16 protein-coding genes, 1 tRNA gene and 1 pseudogene are annotated in these 18,694 nt (G+C 72.4%); 7 read left to right on the top strand and 11 right to left on the bottom strand.

Annotation, left to right across the window (positions count from 1 at the left end):
* Positions 1-33 precede the first annotated feature (33 nt).
* Genes LG395_RS35550 through LG395_RS35535 form a run of 4 tightly spaced genes read right to left on the bottom strand, consistent with a single transcriptional unit; the run spans position 34 to position 5,480 of the window.
* The gene (locus tag LG395_RS35550; protein ID WP_225812974.1) at positions 34-2,418 is read right to left on the bottom strand and encodes a beta-xylosidase/alpha-l-arabinosidase; all 2,385 of its coding nucleotides are present in this window, start codon (positions 2,416-2,418) and stop codon (positions 34-36) included.
* Positions 2,415-3,233, bottom strand: coding sequence for a carbohydrate ABC transporter permease (locus tag LG395_RS35545; RefSeq protein ID WP_103814109.1), 819 nt, complete (start codon positions 3,231-3,233; stop codon positions 2,415-2,417). Before LG395_RS35545 ends, LG395_RS35550 begins: the two co-directional genes overlap by 4 nt.
* Entirely contained in the window at positions 3,230-4,186 is a 957-nt protein-coding gene (locus LG395_RS35540) for a carbohydrate ABC transporter permease (protein ID WP_225812973.1), read from the bottom strand. The genes LG395_RS35545 and LG395_RS35540 overlap by 4 nt, the downstream gene beginning before the upstream one ends.
* A 7-nt stretch (positions 4,187-4,193) precedes the next feature.
* Positions 4,194-5,480: an ABC transporter substrate-binding protein gene (locus tag LG395_RS35535; RefSeq protein ID WP_171159529.1), complete on the bottom strand. Its 1,287-nt coding sequence runs from the start codon at positions 5,478-5,480 to the stop codon at positions 4,194-4,196.
* Between the two features lie 151 nt (positions 5,481-5,631).
* Between LG395_RS35535 and LG395_RS35530 the strand changes: the two genes are divergently transcribed.
* Positions 5,632-6,654 (top strand): LacI family DNA-binding transcriptional regulator, encoded by a 1,023-nt coding sequence (locus tag LG395_RS35530; protein WP_225812971.1) that lies wholly within the window; start codon positions 5,632-5,634, stop codon positions 6,652-6,654.
* A gap of 247 nt (positions 6,655-6,901) precedes the next feature.
* On the opposite strand, the gene LG395_RS35525 is transcribed toward LG395_RS35530, so the two are convergent.
* Positions 6,902-7,987, bottom strand: coding sequence for an endo-1,4-beta-xylanase (locus tag LG395_RS35525; RefSeq protein ID WP_225812968.1), 1,086 nt, complete (start codon positions 7,985-7,987; stop codon positions 6,902-6,904).
* A 313-nt stretch (positions 7,988-8,300) separates the two neighbouring features.
* Here LG395_RS35525 and xynA point away from each other — a divergent pair, with 313 nt between their 5' ends.
* The 3 genes and pseudogenes from xynA to LG395_RS35510 all read left to right on the top strand — a co-directional run bounded on the left by xynA (position 8,301) and on the right by LG395_RS35510 (position 10,140).
* Positions 8,301-8,996 (top strand): endo-1,4-beta-xylanase XynA, encoded by a 696-nt coding sequence (gene xynA, locus LG395_RS35520; protein ID WP_171150756.1) that lies wholly within the window; start codon positions 8,301-8,303, stop codon positions 8,994-8,996.
* Between the two features lie 69 nt (positions 8,997-9,065).
* Positions 9,066-9,746: pseudogene (locus LG395_RS35515) on the top strand (polysaccharide deacetylase family protein); the annotation flags it as partial.
* Between the two features lie 223 nt (positions 9,747-9,969).
* Positions 9,970-10,140, top strand: coding sequence for a hypothetical protein (locus LG395_RS35510; RefSeq protein WP_171150760.1), 171 nt, complete (start codon positions 9,970-9,972; stop codon positions 10,138-10,140).
* Between the two features lie 69 nt (positions 10,141-10,209).
* On the opposite strand, the gene LG395_RS35505 is transcribed toward LG395_RS35510, so the two are convergent.
* Together LG395_RS35505 and LG395_RS35500 are read right to left on the bottom strand one after the other, a co-directional pair.
* Complete coding sequence (locus tag LG395_RS35505) at positions 10,210-11,226, bottom strand: zinc-dependent alcohol dehydrogenase family protein (RefSeq protein ID WP_171150762.1); 1,017 nt, start codon at positions 11,224-11,226, stop codon at positions 10,210-10,212.
* A 258-nt stretch (positions 11,227-11,484) separates the two neighbouring features.
* Positions 11,485-11,558: transfer RNA gene (locus LG395_RS35500), tRNA-Pro, on the bottom strand.
* A 104-nt stretch (positions 11,559-11,662) separates the two neighbouring features.
* Between LG395_RS35500 and LG395_RS35495 the strand changes: the two genes are divergently transcribed.
* Positions 11,663-12,169 (top strand): DUF309 domain-containing protein, encoded by a 507-nt coding sequence (locus tag LG395_RS35495; protein ID WP_171150764.1) that lies wholly within the window; start codon positions 11,663-11,665, stop codon positions 12,167-12,169.
* Between the two features lie 153 nt (positions 12,170-12,322).
* Positions 12,323-13,105, top strand: a complete 783-nt coding sequence (gene cobF, locus LG395_RS35490) for a precorrin-6A synthase (deacetylating) (RefSeq protein ID WP_171150765.1) — start codon at positions 12,323-12,325, stop codon at positions 13,103-13,105.
* A 180-nt stretch (positions 13,106-13,285) separates the two neighbouring features.
* Here cobF and LG395_RS35485 read toward each other — a convergent pair whose 3' ends face one another.
* Positions 13,286-14,032, bottom strand: coding sequence for a cobalt-precorrin-6A reductase (locus tag LG395_RS35485; protein WP_225812966.1), 747 nt, complete (start codon positions 14,030-14,032; stop codon positions 13,286-13,288).
* Between the two features lie 69 nt (positions 14,033-14,101).
* On the opposite strand from LG395_RS35485, the gene LG395_RS35480 reads away from it, so the two are divergent.
* Entirely contained in the window at positions 14,102-14,881 is a 780-nt protein-coding gene (locus LG395_RS35480; RefSeq protein ID WP_225813070.1) for an HAD-IIA family hydrolase, read from the top strand.
* A 94-nt stretch (positions 14,882-14,975) separates the two neighbouring features.
* Here LG395_RS35480 and LG395_RS35475 read toward each other — a convergent pair whose 3' ends face one another.
* The 3 genes from LG395_RS35475 to LG395_RS35465 form a co-directional block, all read right to left on the bottom strand.
* The gene (locus tag LG395_RS35475; RefSeq protein WP_225812964.1) at positions 14,976-15,749 is read right to left on the bottom strand and encodes a sulfite exporter TauE/SafE family protein; all 774 of its coding nucleotides are present in this window, start codon (positions 15,747-15,749) and stop codon (positions 14,976-14,978) included.
* Positions 15,750-15,864: 115 nt separating this feature from the next.
* Positions 15,865-17,376, bottom strand: coding sequence for a long-chain-fatty-acid--CoA ligase (locus LG395_RS35470; protein WP_225812962.1), 1,512 nt, complete (start codon positions 17,374-17,376; stop codon positions 15,865-15,867).
* Between the two features lie 81 nt (positions 17,377-17,457).
* Complete coding sequence (locus LG395_RS35465; RefSeq protein WP_225812960.1) at positions 17,458-18,645, bottom strand: thiolase family protein; 1,188 nt, start codon at positions 18,643-18,645, stop codon at positions 17,458-17,460.
* Positions 18,646-18,694: the final 49 nt, after the last annotated feature.

The following is an 18,694-nucleotide window of genomic DNA, read 5'->3' as shown; positions in this document are numbered from 1 at the left end:
GGTCCGGGGAGCGGGCCACTGGCACGGGGCGCGTCAGACGGCGGGGTGCGCGGGCTCCTGCTCGAAGAGCGCGTGGAACCGGCGGGTGTGGTCCACCTGGCGTGCGGGGCCGGTCAGCGTGACCTCGGCCGTCAGCCGGGCGTCGCCGCTGGACGCCGCCAGCCGCAGTTCCAGTGCACCCGGTTCGACCACCCGGCGCCCGTCGCGGCCGGTGAAGGAGGCCAGGTCGGCCGGCACAGTGACCCGCAGCCGGCGGGCCTCGCCCGGGGCGAGCGGGACGCGGGCGTAGCCGACGAGGCGCTGCACCGGCTGGACGACGGAGGCGACCGGGTCGTGCAGGTAGAGCTGGACGACTTCGGTGCCTTCCCGCTCGCCGGTGTTGCGCACGGTCAGGGCGAGCCGGAACGCGCCGTCCGTGTCCGCCTCCGGCCGGTCCACCGTCAGCTCGCCCCACTCGAAGGACGTGTAGGACAGGCCGTGTCCGAACGCGAAGGCCGCCGTGGGATCGATGTTGGACACATCGCTGGCCTGGGCGAGCCGGGCGCCGAGGTAGCCGGCGGGCTGGCCACCGGTACCGCGGGGCACGCTGACGGGCAGCCGTCCGGACGGGTTGGTACGGCCGCTGAGCACGCCGGCGATGGCCGTGGTGCCCTCCACCCCGGGGAAGAAGGACTGCACGATCGCGGCGGCCTCGTCCACGGCCCGGCCGAGGGCGTAGGGCCGGCCCGCCAGCAGGACCGTCACCACGGGGGTGCCGGTGTCGAGCAGCGCGTCGAGCAGGCGCTGCTGGGCGCCGGGCAGGGCCAGGGACTCGGCGTCGCAGCCCTCGCCGCTGGTGCCCCGGCCGAAGAGGCCCGCGCGGTCGCCGAGCGCCGCCACCACGACGTCGGCCCGGCGCGCGGTGTCGACGGCCTCGGCGATGCCGAGGACGTCGCCGTCGTCCACGCCGGTGCCGCGTACGACGGTGAACTCCGCGTCGGGGAACTCGCCCCGCAGGGCGTCCTCCAGTGTCGGCAGGTCGATGCCGGGCGGGGTCCCGGGGTGGTGCACGCCGACGTGCTGGGGGAAGGAGTAGCAGCCCAGCACGGCCGTGGCCTCGGTCGCGTTGGGGCCGACCAGGGCGATGCGGTGCGGCCGGCCGAGGGGCAGGGTGCCGTCGTTGCGCAGCAGGACGACCGCTTCCTCGGCGACCGTGCGGGCCAGTTCCCGGTTCTCGGCGGAGTCCAGGTCGACGGTGCCGCGCAGGGCGTCGGGTTTGTCCAGGTCCGCTCCGCGGAGGGCGGCCGGGACCGGGTTCCAGTCCGCGTCGAGCAGGCCCAGCCGGGCCTTCTGCAGGAGGACCCGGCGCAGCGCGCGGTCGATCAGCGCCTCCGGGACCCGGCCGTCGGCGACGGCCTCGGCGAGGGGCGCGCCGAACGTCTTGACGGTGGGCAGTTCCACGTCGACGCCCGCGCGCAGGGCCGTGCCCGCCGCGTCCGCCCAGTCACCGGCGACGCCGTGCAGGGTGCGGAGGAAGGCGATGCCGAAGTAGTCGGCGACGACCGTGCCCTCGAAGCCCCAGGTGTCCCGGAGCAGCCCGGTGAGCAGGTCCTCGTCGGCGGCCGAGGGCATGCCGTCGGTGTCGGTGTAGGCCTGCATGACGGAGTCGGCCGCGCCTTCGCGCACCGCCATCTCGAAGGGGGGCAGCAGGACGTCCGCCCGCTCGCGCGGCCCCATGCCGACGGGGGCGAGGTTGCGCCCGGCGCGGGAGGCGGAGTAGCCGGCGAAGTGCTTCAGGGTGGCGACGACACCGGCGGACTGCAGGCCCTGGACGTAGGCGGTACCGATGCTGCCGACGAGGTAGGGGTCCTCTCCGATGGTCTCCTCCACGCGGCCCCAGCGGGCGTCCCGCACCACGTCGAGGACGGGCGCGAGGCCCTGGTGGACGCCGACGGACCGCATGTCGCGGCCGATGGCGGCGGCCATCCGGCGGATGAGGGCGGGGTCGAAGGTGGCGCCCCAGGACAGTGGGACGGGGTAGGCGGTGGCGCCCCAGGTGGCGAACCCGGCCAGGCACTCCTCGTGGGCCAGGGCGGGGATGCCGAAGCGGTTCGCGGCGGCGATCCTGGTCTGGGTGCGCAGCAGGGACAGCGCGCCGAGCGCGGGGTCGACGGGCGCCGTGCCGAAGGGGCGGGTCAGCTGGCCGAGCCCGGCCGGCAGGAGCGCGTCGAGGTCGACGGCCTCCTCCATGTCGTGCTGGTGCGGGGCGACTTCGCCGCCCTCGTCGGACGCGCCGACCCACACGCCGTACAGCTGGGCGATCTTCTCCTCGAGGGTCATCGCGGCGATCAGCGCGGACACGCGGGTGCCGATGTCCTGGGTCGGGTCGTTCCAGAGGGGGATCTCGGGGGTGGTCTCTACGGCCACGTTGGTGGTCACTTTCCTCCCATGCCCATCAGGCCCTGGACGAGGGCGCGGCGGGCGAACAGGTAGACGAGCAGGACGGGCACCATGGACAGCGTCACGGCTCCCAGCAGGCCGGGGATGTCGATCCCGTGCTCGGTCTGGAAGTTGTACAGACCCAGGGTGATGACCTTGGTCGAGTCGGACTGGGTCAGGACGAGCGGGAACAGGAAGCCGTTCCAGGCCTGGAGCGCGGAGAACACCACGATCGTGGACAGGCCGCCGCGCGAGAGCGGCACGACGAGCTGGAAGAACATCCGCCGCGGGGTCGCTCCGTCCACCGTCATGGCCTCGAACAGCTCCGGGGAGATGTCGCGCATGGAGCCGCTGAGGATCAGCGCGGACATCGGCAGGCAGAACGCGGCCGTGGGCAGGATGACGCCGAGGAGGTTGTCGTACAGGCCCGCCTCGCTGATCAGGTAGAACATCGGCACGATGACGGCCTGGGCGGGGATGGCGAGGCCCAGCAGGAACAGCCGGAAGATCTGCGAGGTGACACGGCTGCGGCTGCGTACGATCGCGTAGGCCAGGGGCGGTACGAGCAGCAGCACCACCGCGACGACGCAGACGGTGACGATGATGGTGTTCAGGAAGTACTGCCCGAAGCCCGAGTCGAACGCCCCGGTGTAGTTGTCGAGGGTGAAGTCGCCGGGGAAGGAGAGCGGGCCCTTCTTCGCGTAGTCCTGCCGGGTGCGCAGGGTCGCGGCGAGCATCACGTACAGCGGCAGACCCACCAGGACGAGCCAGACGATCGAGCCCGCTCCGGCCAGGTGGTTGGGGCGGCGCCTCATGACACCCCCTCCATGTCGCTGCGCATCTTGTCGTAGCCGGAGACGCGGACGACGACCAGCGAGACCACCGTGGCGGCGACGACCAGGCACAGGGCGATGGCCGAACCGGCGCCGAAGTCGAAGCCCTTGAAGGCCTTCTGGTACATGTAGTAGGCGCTGATCGTGGTGTCGGTGCCCGGTCCGCCCTGGGTCAGGATGAGCACGGTCTCGAACGTGGTGAGCCCGCCGACGATCATCAGGATCATCGAGGTGACGATCGAGTTGCGCAGCTGCGGCAGGGTGATGTGGAAGAACTGGCGGTAGCGTCCCGCGCCGTCGATCTCCGCCGCCTGGTACAGCACCGGCGGGATCGCCCGGGCGGCGCCCTGGTAGATCAGCGTGTGGAACGGCGTGAACTGCCAGGTGCTGACGAAGGCCAGCACCCCGATGGCGGAGGCCTGCTCACCGAACAGGTTGCCGTCCCCGAACAGCCAGGTCATGCGCGCGGGGATGCCGAAGTTCGGGTCGAGCAGCGCCCGCCAGAGCACCGACACCGCGGTGGAGGACAGCAGCAGCGGGATGAAGTAGATCGCCGAGAGGACGGCGCGGTTGCGCTGGTGTCCCGCGGCCCAGACGCCGAGCACGATGCTCAGCGGGGTCTGGATGACCACGCCCAGGGCGGTGAGCAGCAGGGTCAGCCAGATGCTCTTGATCATGACGGGGTCGTCGAGGATGCGCTTCCAGTTGTCCATGCCGACGAACTGCGGTGACCCCAGGCCGTTCCAGCTCATGAAGGACAGCACCGCCACCATGACCAGCGGTGCGAGGGCGAAGAGGGCGAAGAACAGGGTGGCGGGCAGCGCCCAGCCGAAGCCGGGGCGCGTGCCGCGTGCGGAGTAGGAGTCCTCCGGCCGCCGCCGGGCCTTCCTGGAGGGCACGGCGGAGGGCGGAGCGCTCGTGAGTTGTGTGGTCATGAGCGGTTCATTCGGTCGGAAGGGCCTGCATGGCCTTGATGAAGCCGTCCGCGTCGAGCTGTCCGTTGAAGAACTGCTGGACGGCCTGGTGGATCGGCGTCATGGCCGACGGCGGGAAGGCCTGGTCCCAGGACAGCTGGAAGGACTTGGCCTTGGCGACCAGGTCGTACTGGAAGCGGGAGTACTCGGGGCTGGCGGAGGTGTCCAGGAACTTCTGGGTGTTGGTGGTCGTGGGCAGGTTGCCGATGGCCATCTGGGCCTTGACGAACTCGTCGGAGTACATGAGCTTCAGGAAGTCGGCGACTGCCTCGGGGTGCTTGGTCTTCTTCAGCACCGAGTAGAAGTTGTTGGTGTTGCCGACGACGTCGGTCGGGTCACCCTTGCCGCCGGGGATCGTCGGGAACGTGCCGTAGCCGAGCCCCTTGGCGGCGAAGTCCTTCGCGTCCTGCTGCTGCTGCGCGTAGTACCAGGACCCCATCAGCTCGAAGCCGGCCTTGCCCTGGGCCACCAGCGCGGGCGAGGCGCCGTTGGTGTACTTCACCGAGTCGTAGTTCTTGCCGAAGGCGCCGGTGTCGACCAGTTCCTTGAGCATGCCGAGCGCCTTCTTGCTGTCCGCGCTCGCCCAGGCGTCCTTGTCGCCGCCGAGGGCCTTCTGGAACAGCTCCGGGCCGGCCACGCGGTCGTAGACGTACTCGAACCACATCAGGGTGGGCCACTGGTCACCGCCGCCGAGGGCGATGGGGGTGACGCCCGCGGACTTGAGCTTCTTGACGGCGTCGACCAGCTGGTCCCACGTCTGGGGCTGCTTCACGTGCGCCTTGTCGAGCACGTTCTTGTTGTTGAACAGCAGCACCGGCTGCGTGCCGCGCATGGGGATGCCGTACGGCTTGCCGTCGACGACCGCGCTGTTGTAGACGCTGGGCAGGAACTTGTCGTCGAGGTTCGGGTCCTTCTTGACGAAGTCGTCCAGCGGCATCAGCAGTCCGGCCTTGACGAACGGCTGGATGCTGCCGCCGCCCCAGTTGAAGAAGACGTCCGGTGCCTGGGGCGTGTTGATGATCGTCTGCAGCTTCTGCTGGTAGTCGGCGCCGGGGATGGTGTCGAGGACGGCCTTGACCTTCGACGTCTTGTTGAACGTGTCGACGATCTGCTTCTCGACCTTGTTGCTGGCGTCCCCGTACACCAGCACATGGATCTTGCCGTCGTTCGAGGAACCCCCGCCGCTGCCGTTCCCGCAAGCGGCGAGACTCGCCGCGAGCGCGAGAGTCGCACCGCAGGCGAGCACCCGGGGCATCCGTGTACGCATGATCGTCCGCCTTCCGAAAGTTTCGGCTCTGGACCCGAAAGTCATGCGCTGGACAGTAGGAGTCGAGGGAAGAAATGGTCAACGGTCGTGCACCTACGCGGCCAAACCGTTATCCGGCCGAGTGTCCTATGCTGCGGCCATGCCCGAAGAAGCCCAGGTCGGTCGAAGAGTCACCCTGGCAGCAGTGGCGCGAGAAGCCGGCGTCTCGCTGCCGACAGTTTCGAAGGTCCTCAACGGTCGTTCGGATGTCTCGCCTGCGACCCGCGCCAAGGTCGAACGTCTGCTGGAGACCCACGGCTACCGCCGGCGCACTCCCGGACAGCCGCAGGCCCCGCTCATCGAGATCGTCTTCCACGAGCTGGAGAGCGTCTGGGCGATGGAACTGATCCGCGGGGTGGAGAACGTCGCCAAGCAGAACGACGCGACCGTGGCGCTCACCGAGAGCGGGACCCGGCAGGCTCCCGGGCCCGAGTGGATCGCGGGCGTGCTGCGCCGCCGGCCCCTCGGGGTGCTGCTGGTCTTCTCCACGGTGCCGGAGGACGTGAAGCGTCAACTGCGCTCGCGGGCCATTCCGTTCGTCATCGTGGACCCGGCGGGCGATCCCGACCCCGACGTCCCGTCCGTGGGCTCGGCCAACTGGGCCGGCGGAGTCGCCGCCACCCGCCATCTCACCGACCAGGGACACCGACGCGTCGCCATCATCACCGGCCCCGAGGACCTGATGTGCTCACTGGCCCGGCTGGACGGATACCGCTCGGCGATGGCGATGGCCGGCCACGAACCGGACCCCGGGCTGGTACGGTTCGGCGACTTCCACGTCCAGGGCGGCTTCGAGCACGCCATGGACCTGCTGCGGCGGCCCGACCGCCCCACGGCGATCTTCGCCGGCAGCGACCTCCAGGCGCTGGGCGTCCTGGAGGCGGCCCGGGTCCTCGGCCTGAGCGTGCCCGGGGACCTGTCGGTGGTGGGCTACGACGACGTACCGCCGGCCCGCTGGTCGAGCCCGCCGCTGACCACCGTCCAACAGCCGCTCCAGCGCATGGCCGAGGAGGCGGCCCGGATGCTGCTGCGGCCGAAGGACACCAGGAAGGCGGCGCTGCGCATCGAACTGGCCACGCACTTGGTGATACGGCAGAGCACGGCACCGCCTGCGAGGAGTTGAGGGACCCGACACGGCGGGGCGCCCGTTCCGCCGGCGCGGTACGCGCGAGGGCCGTCCGGCGGCCGGCGGGTTGCCGGGCGAGCCTCGCCGGCGTTCCGGCGCGCCTGTCCCGCCCGCATCCACGGCCGCCCGGCACGCGGGCAGGGCACACCCCGGTACCGGCGCATCGTCCGCCGTATCGGGTCGCAGCCGTGCGGACCGGCCGGCCGTCGGGGGCCGGCCGGTCCGCACGGCGCGGAGGCATGCGCTACTCGGCACCCCCGGCCCGCGCCCGCCCCGCCAGTCGCGACTGGAGCGCGCGGTACGCCGGCTTCGGGCGGTACTCCTCGTCGTACAGGTTCGCGGCGCCCTCGCCGGGGAACGTGCCGGGGACCCAGGAGTAGGTGTCGGTGAAGCCCCAGACGGTGAACGAGACGCAGTGGCGGGCGCGCAGGCAGGCGTCGAGCAGGAGGCGGTAGCCCTCGGCCTGGGTGGCGAGCTTGTCCGGGTCCGCCGGCAGGGGCATGCGCACGTCCGCCTCGGTCACGGCGGTGGCCAGTCCGAGCTTGTCGAAGCGGGCGAAGTTGGCCGCCACGCCGGTGGGCAGGCCGTACTGGATGCCGAGGTGTCCCTGGAAGCCGACCCCGTCGACGGGAACGCCCTCCGCGCGCAGGCGGCTGAGCAGGTCGTAGACGGCGTCGCTCTTCGGGCCGGTCCACTCGGTGTTGTAGTCGTTGTAGAACAGCAGGGCGTGCGGGTCGGCCTGGTGCGCCCAGCGGAAGGCGTCGGCGATGTAGCCGGGACCGAGCTCGCGCAGCCAGATGGTGTCACGCAGGGTGCCGTCCTCGTTGAACGCCTCGTTCACCACGTCCCACTGCCAGACCTTGCCCCTGAAGTGCCGGACGGTGTCGGTGATGTGGCGGTGCAGGATCTCGCGCAGCCAGTCGGCGCCGAAGTCGCCGGAGGTGAGCCAGGACGGCAACTGGTTGTGCCAGACCAGGACATGACCGCGCACCTTCTGGCCGTGCTCGCGCGCGAAGTCGACCAGGCGGTCGGCGGCCGCGTAGTCGTACTCCCCCTGACGGGGCTCGATCGCCTCCCACTTCATCACGTTCTCCGGTGTGACGGTGGAGAACTCGGAGCCCGCGAGCCGGCGGTAGGCGGCGTCGTCGGCGAGCGCGGACATGTCGACGGCGGTGCCGACCCGCAGGTGGTCGTCGGCGGCGAGCTGTCGCAGCGGACGGTCCGGTACCGCGGCGCCCCCGGAGGCACTCGCGGGGCTCGCGGCGGCGAGGGGGAGCAGGGCCAGGCAGCAGGCCGAGGCGGCGGCCGCGAAGGAGCGGGACAGGTTCACGGGCAACTCCTGTGGGCAGTTCGAAACTTTCGCATTGCCTGACGAGCGTTGCGTCACGCTAAACAGGTGCCAATTCCGCGTCAACCACCGTGCGGAGAGTTCTCCGGGCCCGACCGTCACTCCATTTCGAAACTTTCGGCTATACATCCCGTAGTTCACCGTCAAGTTTCGATGATGTTTCGGAAACAGACGCATTGACCGCCCTTTCGAACCCGCCGCATACTCTCCAGCAATCGAGCCCTCCCTCCCCTGGGGACGGCCCGGCCATGGCGTATGGCGCGAACATGACAACCCACCTCACGCAGGAGGAACCATGGACATGGAGCACGCCCTCACCCGCCCGATGAGCCGGAGGGGCTTCATCAACCGCGCCGGCGCGCTCGCGCTGGCCACGTCCGCGTCCGGGCTGCTGCTGCCCGGCACCGCCAACGCCGCCACGGTCATCACCACCAACCAGACCGGCACCAACAACGGGTTCTACTACTCCTTCTGGACCGACGGCGGCGGTTCGGTCTCGATGACCCTGAACTCCGGCGGCAACTACAGCACCTCGTGGACGAACTGCGGGAACTTCGTCGCCGGCAAGGGCTGGAGCAACGGCGGACGCAGGAACGTGCAGTACTCGGGCAGCTTCTACCCCTCCGGCAACGGCTACCTGTCGCTGTACGGGTGGACCTCGAACCCGCTCGTCGAGTACTACATCGTCGACAACTGGGGCAACTACCGGCCCACCGGGACGTACAAGGGCACGGTCACCAGCGACGGCGGCACGTACGACGTCTACCAGACGACGCGGTACAACGCTCCGTCCGTGGAAGGCACCAGGACCTTCAACCAGTACTGGAGCGTCCGGCAGTCCAGGAGGACCGGCGGCACCATCACCACCGGCAACCACTTCGACGCCTGGGCCCGCTACGGCATGCCGCTGGGCAGCTTCAACTACTACATGATCCTCGCCACCGAGGGTTACCAGAGCAGCGGCTCGTCCAACCTCACGGTGAGCGGCTGACCCCCTCCCCCTCCGTCCCGTCCACCCCCCACGGCGGTCACGCCGCCCATCCGAGGAGGACCCACCCGCATGCGTGCCGCACCCCGCCCCCTGCTGACCGGACTGGCCCTCGCGGCGACCGCCGTGGCCGGCACGGTCACCGCCGTCACCGACGCGGCCCCGGCGCACGCCGCCACCTGTTCCGGGTACGTCGGGCTCACCTTCGACGACGGCCCGTCCAACGACCACACCCCGGCCCTGCTCAACGCCCTGCGACAGAACGGCCTGCGGGCCACGATGTTCAACGAGGGCCAGTTCGCGGCCGCCTACCCGGCCCAGGTCCGGGCCGAGGCGAACGCCGGAATGTGGATCGGCAACCACAGCTACACCCACCCCCACCTCACCCAGCAGAGCCAGGCGCAGATCGACTCCGAGATCTCCCGCACCCAGCAGGCCATCGCCGCGGCCGGGGGCGGGACGCCGCAGCTGTTCCGCCCGCCGTACGGCGAGACCAACGCCACCGTGCAGGCGGTGGAGGCCAAGTACGGCCTGCGGCAGATCATCTGGGACGTCGACTCGCAGGACTGGAACGGCGCGAGCACCGACGCGATCGTGCAGGCGGTGTCCCGGCTGACCAACGGCCAGATCATCCTCATGCACGAGTGGCCGGCCAACACCCTCGCGGCCATCCCGCGCATCGCGCAGACGCTGGCCGGCAAGGGCCTGTGCGCCGGCCGCATCTCCCCGCAGACCGGCCGCGCCGTGGCCCCCTGACCCCGGGGACGAACGGCCGAGGGGCGGCTGCGGACACCATCGGAGCCGCCCCTGACGCCTGTGCGCGGGCCGGCCGGGCCGGCCCCGCGGCCCCGCCCCCGCGTCCGGCCGGGACCCGCGGGTCGGGGCCCGGCGGCCGGAGAACATGCGCGTTACGCCGTTCGGGCGCATCCTGAGAGCGGCCCAACCAGGTGCCACAGACCGACCTCCGGGAGGTGCTGTGATCCTGATTGCCCTGCTCGTGCCCGTCCTGGTGATCGTGTTCCTCTTCATCACCCCGGCACTCGAAGAAGTCCTGTTCCCCCTTCCCGAGACCGACGACGTCGCCGGTCCCCCGCCCACCGCGATCGCCCCCCTCCTCGTGCATCCGAGGCACGAGGAGGAGCAGTGAACAGGTCCGCCGGCCCGGCACCGCTGCCGGGCCGGCGGCGTACCCCTGCCGACGTGTCCACGGCGTGGGTCAGGGTGTGAGGAGGGCCTTGATGGCGCGGCGCTCGTCCATGGCCCGGTAGCCCTCCGCCACCTGCTCCAGGGGCAGGGTGAGGTCGAAGACCTTGCCGGGGTCGATCCGCCCGGACAGGACGCGGTCGATCAGATCGGGCAGGAAGCGGCGCACGGGGGCGGGGCCACCGCGCAGGCCGACGTGGGTGAAGAACAGTTCCTCCCCGTCGATCGCCACCTCGTGCGGGAGGCCGACGAAGCCGACGTTGCCGCCGGGCCGGGCCGAGTGCAGCGCCTGCCGCATGGCCTCACCGGTGCCGACGCACTCCAGGACCGAGTCCACGCCGATCCCCTCGGTCATCTCCTTGATCCGGGCGACGCCGTCCTCGCCGCGCTCGGTGACGATGTCGGTGGCGCCGAACTCCCGGGCCAGCTTCTGGCGCGACTCGTGACGGCTCATGGCGATGATCCGCTCGGCGCCCATCTCCTTCGCGGCGATCACCCCGCACAGCCCGACCGCCCCGTCACCGACCACCACGGCCGTGGAGCCGGGCCCGACCTCGGCGGCCTCGGCGGCGTACCAGCCGGTGCCCATCACGTCGGAGACGGCCAGCAGGCCGGGCCAGAACTCCTCGCCCGGCACCTCCTCGGTGGCGACCAGGGTCCCCTGGGCGTTGGGGATGCGCACGTACTCCGCCTGGCAGGTGGTCATGAACTCGCGGTTCACGCAGTTGGACTGCCACCCGTTGCGGCAGTTGGCGCAGGTGTTGTCCGAGGTCGCGAACGAGCCGACGACGAACTGGCCGGGCTTGACCGAGGTGACCTCGCTGCCGGCCGCCTCGACGAAGCCGACGTACTCGTGCCCCATGGGATGCGCCTCGTCGGTCGCGTCCAGGCCGCGCCAGGGCCACAGGTCGGTGCCGCACACACAGGTGACGGCCGTACGGATGACGGCGTCCGTCGGCTCCAGGATCTCCGGGTCGTCCAGGGTTTCGAAGCGCACGTCTCCAGGGGCGTGGATCACTGCTCCGCGCATGGGGGAAGTCCTTACGTTCCGTGAGGGGAGGGGCGCCGGGCGGCCCGCGGGCCGCCACGGCCGTGGGCCGGGCACCTCCGGGACGGTGGGTGCCACCCGGGGGAACACCCCTTTGCTCCAGGTAACCGCTCCTCGCGGCGACCGGCGAGTCAGCGGCGAGCGCCGCACGGCCGGCCGGGCCGACGCCGCCGGTCCCCGCACACGCGTCAGGGCCGGTTCCGGATGGCTCCGGAACCGGCCCTGGCCGACTTCCACACGTCGGGACGACAGGATTTGAACCTGCGACCCCTTGACCCCCAGTCAAGTGCGCTACCAAGCTGCGCCACGTCCCGTCGCACTCACGCGCGGTGCCCCGCGTGATCGTGCGGACAGCACTTTACCCCACGCCCGGCGGTGTGCCGAAGGAGACCTGGCGGTGCGGGGGACAATCGGCGGTATGACGAACGCGGGCACATCGGATGCCAGGGACCGGGACACGGCCGGGCGGGCGCGGAACGCGCGGCCCCGGGACGGGCTGGGGCGCCCGTTGCCGTACGGCGCCGAGGGCGTCCCACGGCAGCCGGAGGGGGTCCTGCGGACGCCGCAGGACACGGTCGCCGAGGCGCGGGCGCTGCTGGCCTCGGGGCGGCCGTTCCACGCGCACGAGGTGTTCGAGGACGCCTGGAAGTCGGGCCCGGAGGAGGAGCGCGCGCTGTGGCGGGGTCTCGCCCAGCTGGCGGTCGGCCTCACCCACGCGGCCCGCGGGAACACCGTCGGCGGGGCGCGGCTGCTGCGGCGGGGTGCCGGCGCGGTCGAGGAGTGGGCGGCCGGGCGCGGCGAGGACCGCCCGTACGGACTGGACCTCCCGGGCCTCACCCGCTGGGCGCGGGAGCTGGCGGGACGGGTCGAGGACGGCTCGGAGCCGATCGACGCGAGGGCCGAGGCACCGCGCCTGGGGCCGTGACCGCCGACGCCGCCTTCCGCGAGCCGCGGGCAGGCGGTCGGTCGCAGGCGATCGCCGCAGGCGGTCGGTCGCAGGCGATCGCCGCAGGCGGTCGGTCGCAGGCTGTGCGGAGCCGGTGGACGCATGGTCAGCGGCATGCGGCAGACTCGGGGCGTGCGAAAGATTCATGTCATCGGTATCGGCGCGGGCGACCCCGACCAGCTGACCCTCCAGGCGGTCAAGGCGCTGCGGAGCACGGACGTGTTCTTCCTGCTCGACAAGGGCGAGGTGAAGAGCGACCTCACCCAGCTCCGCCGGGACATGCTGGACGCCCATCTGCCCGAGGGGTCGTACCGGGTGGTGGAGGCCCGTGATCCGGAGCGGGACCGGGCCGCGGGCGGACCGGCCTACTCCCCCGCCGTCGGGGACTGGCGCAGCGCCCGCGCCGGGATCTACGAGCGGCTGATCGCCGAGGAACTGGACGAGTCGGGCACGGGCGCCTTCCTGGTCTGGGGTGATCCCGCGCTGTACGACAGCACGCTCGGCATCCTGGAGGAGGTGCTGGAGCGGGGCGCGGTGCGGTTCACCTACGACGTGGTGCCCGGCGTCAGCAGCGTCTCCGCACTGGTCGCCCGGCACCGCACGGGACTGAACCGGGTGGCCCGGCCGGTGCAGATCACCACCGGGCGGCGGCTGGCGGAGGGCTTCCCGGACGGCGTCGACGACGTGGTCGTGATGCTCGACGCGCACCAGGCCTTCCGGCGGTACGCCGAGGAGGACATGGACATCTACTGGGGCGCCTACATAGGCACACCCGACGAGATCCTCGTCTCCGGACCGATCGCCGAGGCCGGCCCGCGCATCGAGCGGCTGCGGGCCGAGGCACGGGAGCGCAAGGGCTGGATCATGGACACGTACCTGCTGCGCCGCCACCCGTCGCGGGACGGACGGGACTGACGCGCGGGGCGGCGGCCGGGGGCCGAGCAGCGGTGGACGCGCCGCGTACCCCGAGGTCCGGTCTGCCGTGCGTGTGGTCTCTCCCGTCCCCGCGCCGGCCGGTCCGCGGTCCTCGAACCGGCACGGCGGGAACCACGCGGGACCGCGCCCCCCTGGTGCCACACCGGCGGGCCGCCGTCGTCAGGCCTGGCTGAAGCCCAGCCGTTCCAGGACGTCCGCCACGTCCGGTACGGCGGTGACGCCGGCCGGGAGGGCGGGGCGGCGTACGACGACCACGGGCAGGCCCAGCTCGCGTGCCGCCGTGAGCTTCGCGGCCGTCGCCTCGCCGCCGCTGTCCTTGGTGACCAGGACGTCGATCCGGTGGGCGCGCAGGAGCCCGGTCTCCCCGGTGACCGTGAAGGGGCCCCGGGCCAGGACGACGGTGGTGTCCGGGGGCAGCGGGGGCTCGGGCGGGTCGACGGAGCGGACGAGGAAGCGCAGGCCGGTCAGGTGGGCGAAGGCCGCGAGGCCGAGGCGGCCGGTGGTGAGGAACACCCGGCGGCCCAGGCCCGGCAGGGCCTCGGCGGCCGCGGCCAGGGACGGGACGTCGTGCCAGCGGTCGCCGGGGGCCGGCCGCCAGCCGGGGCGGCGCAGGACGAGGGCGGGGACGCCCGTGGCCCGCGCCGCACGGGCCGCGTGGTCCGTGATCGACTCGGCGAAGGGGTGGGTGGCGTCCACCAGGGCGTCCACCCGGTGCGCGCGCAGCCAGTCGGCGAGGCCCTCGGGCCCGCCGAAGCCGCCGGTCCGCACCTCGCCGGGCAGCGCCCCGGGCCGCGCGACCCGGCCGGCGAGCGAGGTGGTGACCCGCACCCCGGGCCGGGCGGCGAGATCGGCGGCGAGGCGACGGGCCTCGGTGGTGCCGCCGAGGATCAGGACGTGCGCGGGCATGGGGGTGAGCGTACGAGGTCGTACGGGCCGGTGCGCCGTCCGGGTCGCTACCGTCGGGCCATGGAGTCCTTGGCGTCCGTGCGTGCCGTCCTGATCGACATCGACGGGGTCCTCACCGTGTCCTGGAAGCCGCTGCCCGGTGCGGTGGAGGCGCTGCACGCCGTCCGCGCGGCCGGGTTCGCCGTGGCGCTGGTGACGAACACGACCTCCCGGACCCGGGCGTCGATCGCCGCGACGCTGTCGGAGGCCGGCTTCGAGGTGGGCGCGGAGGACGTGCTGACCGCGCCCGCCGCCACCGCCGCCCATCTCGCCGAGCACCATCCGGGCGCCCGGTGCCTGCTGCTCAACAGCGGGGACGTCACCGCGGACCTGGGCGACGTCACGCTGGTCGAAGAGGGGGCCGACGTGGTCGTGGTCGGCGGCGCCGGGCCGGGGTTCGACTACGCGGCGCTCAACCGGGCGTTCGGCGAGTTGCAGCGGGGCGCGCGGCTGGTCGCCATGCACCGCAACCTGTACTGGCGCACCGACGCCGGGCTGCAGCTGGACTCGGGCGCGTTCCTGCCGGGGCTGGAGCGGGCGGCGCGCGTGGAGGCCGAGGTCACGGGCAAGCCGTCCCCGGCGTTCTTCGCGGCGGCGCTCGGTCGGCTGGGAGTGGACGCGGGGCGGGCGCTGATGGTCGGCGACGACATCGAGTCGGACGTGCTGGCGGCCCAGCGGGCCGGTCTGACCGGGGTGCTGGTGAGGACGGGCAAGTACCAGCCGGAGACGCACGAGAACGCGAGCGGCACCCCGGACCATGTGCTGGACTCCTTCGCGGACGTCCCGGCCCTGCTGCGCCCGGCAAGGTAGCGGCCGGCGAAGTGGCGGCAGGCCGCCGGGGCTAGGGCCTCTCGTTTGGATCATGCCGGGCTCGCGGGGTCTGGCCTGATCCAAACGGAAGACCCTAGCGGAGCAGCAGTTGCAGGCCGCCCACGACCGTCGCCGCGATCACGAGTTGTTCGAAGAGCCGCTGGTTGATGCGGTTCACAGCCCACTTGCCGAACAGCGCCCCCGGCACGACGAACACCACGAGCGCGGCGTCGAGGAGCAGCGAGCGGCCGTCGATCAGCCCGAGGCCCGCGCTGAACGGCACCTTCGAGACGTTCACGATGAGGAAGAAGAACGCGGAGGTGCCAAGGAACCCGAGCTTCCGGAACCCCGCCGACAGCAGGTACATCGACATCACCGGCCCCCCGGCGTTGGCGACCATCGTCGTGAACCCGCCGAGCACACCGTACGAGCGGGCCTTGACCCGGCCCGCCCGGGAGCCGACCTCGTCCGGGTCCTCCGGGGTGCCGGACGTCCGCCGGCGCCAGAGCGTCACCCCGGCCATCAGCAGCAGGATCGCGCCGATCGAGGTCCGTACGATCCCGTCGTCGGCCCACACCAGGAACAGCGTGCCGGCCACCACGCCCGCCGCCACGGCCGGGAACAGCCGCCACAGGGTGGGCCAGTGCGCGTGCCGCCGGTAGGTGAGGACGGCGAGCACGTCGCCGGCGATCAGGACGGGCAGCAGTACGCCGGTGGAGGCGCGGGCGGGCAGGACCGCCGCGAAGACCGCCAGGCTGACCGTGTTGGCCCCGCTGACGGCCGTCTTGGAGAAGCCGACGAGCAGGGCCGCGAGGGCGAGCGCCGCGAACCCCCAGCCGGATATGTGCCAGAGCGTCATCGTGTTCATGGAGGGACCGATGCTATGCGCACGCATGCACCGGGCGTAAGGAGCGTCCCCGCCCCCGCCCCCGCCCCCGCGACCGCGACCGGGACCGGGACCGGGACCGGGACCGGGAAAGACGCTAACGGCCTGTGTAGCGCGCCCGCAGTTCCCGCTTGAGCACCTTCATGCTCGGCCCGAGCGGCAGCGCGTCCGCGAGTTCCACCCGCCGCGGGTACTTGTGCCGGCCCAGGCGCTCCTTGGACCACTCGGTGAGCGCGGCGGCGTCCGGCGCGGTGCCGGGCGCGGGGACGACGACGGCGCACACCTCCTCGCCGTGCAGGTCGTCGGGCAGGCCGATGACGGCGGCCTGGGCGATCTCGGGGTGGCGCATCAGGACCTCCTCGACCTCCCGCGGGTAGACGTTGTAGCCGCCGCGGATGATGACGTCCTTCTTCCGGTCGACGATCCGCAGGAAGCCCTCGTCGTCCTTGGTGCCGAGGTCACCGGTGCGGAACCAGCCGTCCACCAGGGCCTCCGCGGTGGCCTCGGGGCGGCCGAGGTAGCCGGAGAAGACGTTGTGGCCGCGGATGACGACCTCGCCCACCTCACCCGGCGGCAGCAGCTCGATCCGGCCCTCCACCTCCGCGCGGGCGATCTCCACGTCGATGCCCCACAGCGGGTGGCCGATGGTGCCGGCCTTCGTGCCGAACACCGGCTGGTTGACGGTGGCGGTCGGTGAGGTCTCCGACAGCCCGTACCCCTCGTAGATCCTCGCGCCGAACGCGGCCTCGAACCGCTCCAGCACGGCCACCGGCAGCGAGGCCCCGCCGGATACGCACACGCGCAGCGCCGGGAGCCGCTCCGCGTCCGCGGCGGCCGCCGCCAGGGCGACGAACATGGTCGGCACGGCGTGGAAGGTGTTCACGCCCTCGCGCACCATCAGGTCGATGGCGCGGGCGGCGTCGAAGCGGGGCAGCAGCACCAGCGTGGCGCCGGCCCGCCAGGTGGAGTTGAGCGAGACCGTCTGGCCGAAGGCGTGGAACAGCGGCAGCGCGCCGAGGGCGATGTCGTCGGCGCGGATGTCGTTGGCGTCGAAGGCGTTGACGGTCGCGTTCATCACCAGGTTGAAGTGGCTGAGCACGGCGCCCTTGGGCACACCCGTCGTACCGCTGGTGTAGAAGATCACCGCGGGGTCGTCGGCGGCCCGGGGGACGTACGACGCGAGGGGCTCGGCGCCGGCCGCGAGCTTCTCGAACTCCGTGCCGAGGGTGACCGCCCGGACGCCCGTGGCGCGTGCCGCGGCCGTGCCGGTCTCCGCCTGGGCCGGGTGCACCAGCAGCAAGGTCGCCCCGCTGTCGCGCAGCACGTGCTCGACCTCGCCGGCGGAGAGCAGCAGGTGCACGGGGACGACGACCGCACCCGCCGCGGCGATCGCGTAGTACGCCACCGGGAACTCGGCGGTGTTGGGGGCCATGAGGGCGACCCGGTCGCCGGGCCGTACGCCGAGACCGGTCAGCGCGCCCGCCTGGGCCAGCGCGCGCTGCCACGCGTCGGCGAAGGAGAGCCGCAGATCGCCTTCGACGAGGGCGGTCTTGCCGGGGCGGCGCCGGGCGTTCTCGGCGAGGATGGCGGCGACGGACAGGGTGGCCATGGAGTACTGCTCCGTTTCCTTGCTGCGGCTCGTGTACCGGAGTACCGGATCCCCTCGCGGGGAGCCCCCGTTGCGGACGTTTCAGTGCCTCTCGACCAGCACCGTGCTCCCCTGCCCCACCCCGACGCACATCGTCGCGAGCCCCCGCCGCGCGCCCGTGCGGCGCATCCGGTGCAGCAGGGTGGTGAGGATGCGGGCGCCGGAGCAGCCGAGGGGGTGGCCGAGGGCGATGGCACCGCCGGAGGGGTTGACCAGATCGGGGTCGATGCCCAGCTGGTCGACGCACGCGAGTGCCTGCGCGGCGAACGCCTCGTTGAACTCGGCCTCCTGCACGTCGCCGATCTCCCAGCCGGCCCGGCCCAGGGCCTTGCGGGTGGCGGGGACCGGGCCGAGGCCCATCACGTCGGGGTGGACACCGGCGGAGGCGCCCGCGATGTAGCGTCCGAGGGACTGAAGGCCCAGCTCGTCCAGGGCCTCCTCGCTGACCAGCAGCAGGCCGGCCGCGCCGTCGTTCATCGGCGAGGCGTTCCCGGCGGTCACGGTGCCGTTCGGGCGGAAGACCGGCTTCAGCCGGGACAGCTTCTCCAGCGAGGTGTCCTCCCGGACGCACTCGTCCTGCTCGAACACGATCCCGTCGGGGCGCTCGACGGGCAGGAGCTCGGCGTCGAAGTGGCCGTCCTTGCGTGCGGCGGCGGCCAGCCGGTGGCTGCGCAGGGCGAACTCGTCCTGGCGCTCGCGGGAGACGCCGTACCGCGCGGCGACCTCCTCGGCGGTCTCGCCCATGGAGAGCAGGCCGTGCAGCTCCTTCATGGCGGGGTTGACCAGCCGCCAGCCGAGCCGGGTGTCGTGGGTCTCGATGCGCTGCGGCAGGGCCTCGTCGGGGCGGGGCAGGACGAAGGGGGCGCGGCTCATGGACTCGGAGCCGCCGGCGATCACGACGTCGGCCTCGCCGGCGGCGATGGTCCGGGCGGCGGTGGTGACCGCCTCGAGTCCGGAGGCGCACAGCCGGTTGACGGTGGCGCCGGGCACGGAGTCGGGCAGTCCGGCGAGCAGGGCGGCCATGCGGGCGACGTTGCGGTTGTCCTCGCCGGCCTGGTTGGCGGCGCCCCAGTAGACGTCGTCGATCCGGGCGGGGTCGAGCGCGGGCACGTCGGCCACCAGGCGGCGGATGACGGTCGCGGCCAGGTCGTCGGGGCGGACCGGCGAGAGGGCTCCGCGCAGCTTGCCGATGGGGGTGCGGCGGGCGGCCGCGAAGTGGACGGGACGCACGGCTATGACTCCTGACCTACGACGCTGTGGATCAGCACGGACCTCATGC

The organism is Streptomyces spinosus, assembly GCF_020400655.1.
GTDB lineage: Bacteria > Actinomycetota > Actinomycetes > Streptomycetales > Streptomycetaceae > Streptomyces > Streptomyces argyrophylli.
Note: the sequence above shows the minus strand (reverse complement) of the source record. Positions and strands in the feature narration are given on the sequence as shown.

Coding starts and splice junctions, on each gene's coding strand:
- xynA (WP_171150756.1), top strand. CDS start 8,301: ATGGACATGGAGCACGCCCTCACCCGCCCGATGAGCCGGAGGGGCTTC.
- LG395_RS35545 (WP_103814109.1), bottom strand. CDS start 3,233: ATGAGGCGCCGCCCCAACCACCTGGCCGGAGCGGGCTCGATCGTCTGG.
- LG395_RS35475 (WP_225812964.1), bottom strand. CDS start 15,749: ATGAACACGATGACGCTCTGGCACATATCCGGCTGGGGGTTCGCGGCG.
- LG395_RS35540 (WP_225812973.1), bottom strand. CDS start 4,186: ATGACCACACAACTCACGAGCGCTCCGCCCTCCGCCGTGCCCTCCAGG.
- LG395_RS35470 (WP_225812962.1), bottom strand. CDS start 17,376: ATGGCCACCCTGTCCGTCGCCGCCATCCTCGCCGAGAACGCCCGGCGC.
- LG395_RS35495 (WP_171150764.1), top strand. CDS start 11,663: ATGACGAACGCGGGCACATCGGATGCCAGGGACCGGGACACGGCCGGG.
- LG395_RS35530 (WP_225812971.1), top strand. CDS start 5,632: ATGCCCGAAGAAGCCCAGGTCGGTCGAAGAGTCACCCTGGCAGCAGTG.
- LG395_RS35485 (WP_225812966.1), bottom strand. CDS start 14,032: ATGCCCGCGCACGTCCTGATCCTCGGCGGCACCACCGAGGCCCGTCGC.
- LG395_RS35505 (WP_171150762.1), bottom strand. CDS start 11,226: ATGCGCGGAGCAGTGATCCACGCCCCTGGAGACGTGCGCTTCGAAACC.
- LG395_RS35535 (WP_171159529.1), bottom strand. CDS start 5,480: ATGCCCCGGGTGCTCGCCTGCGGTGCGACTCTCGCGCTCGCGGCGAGT.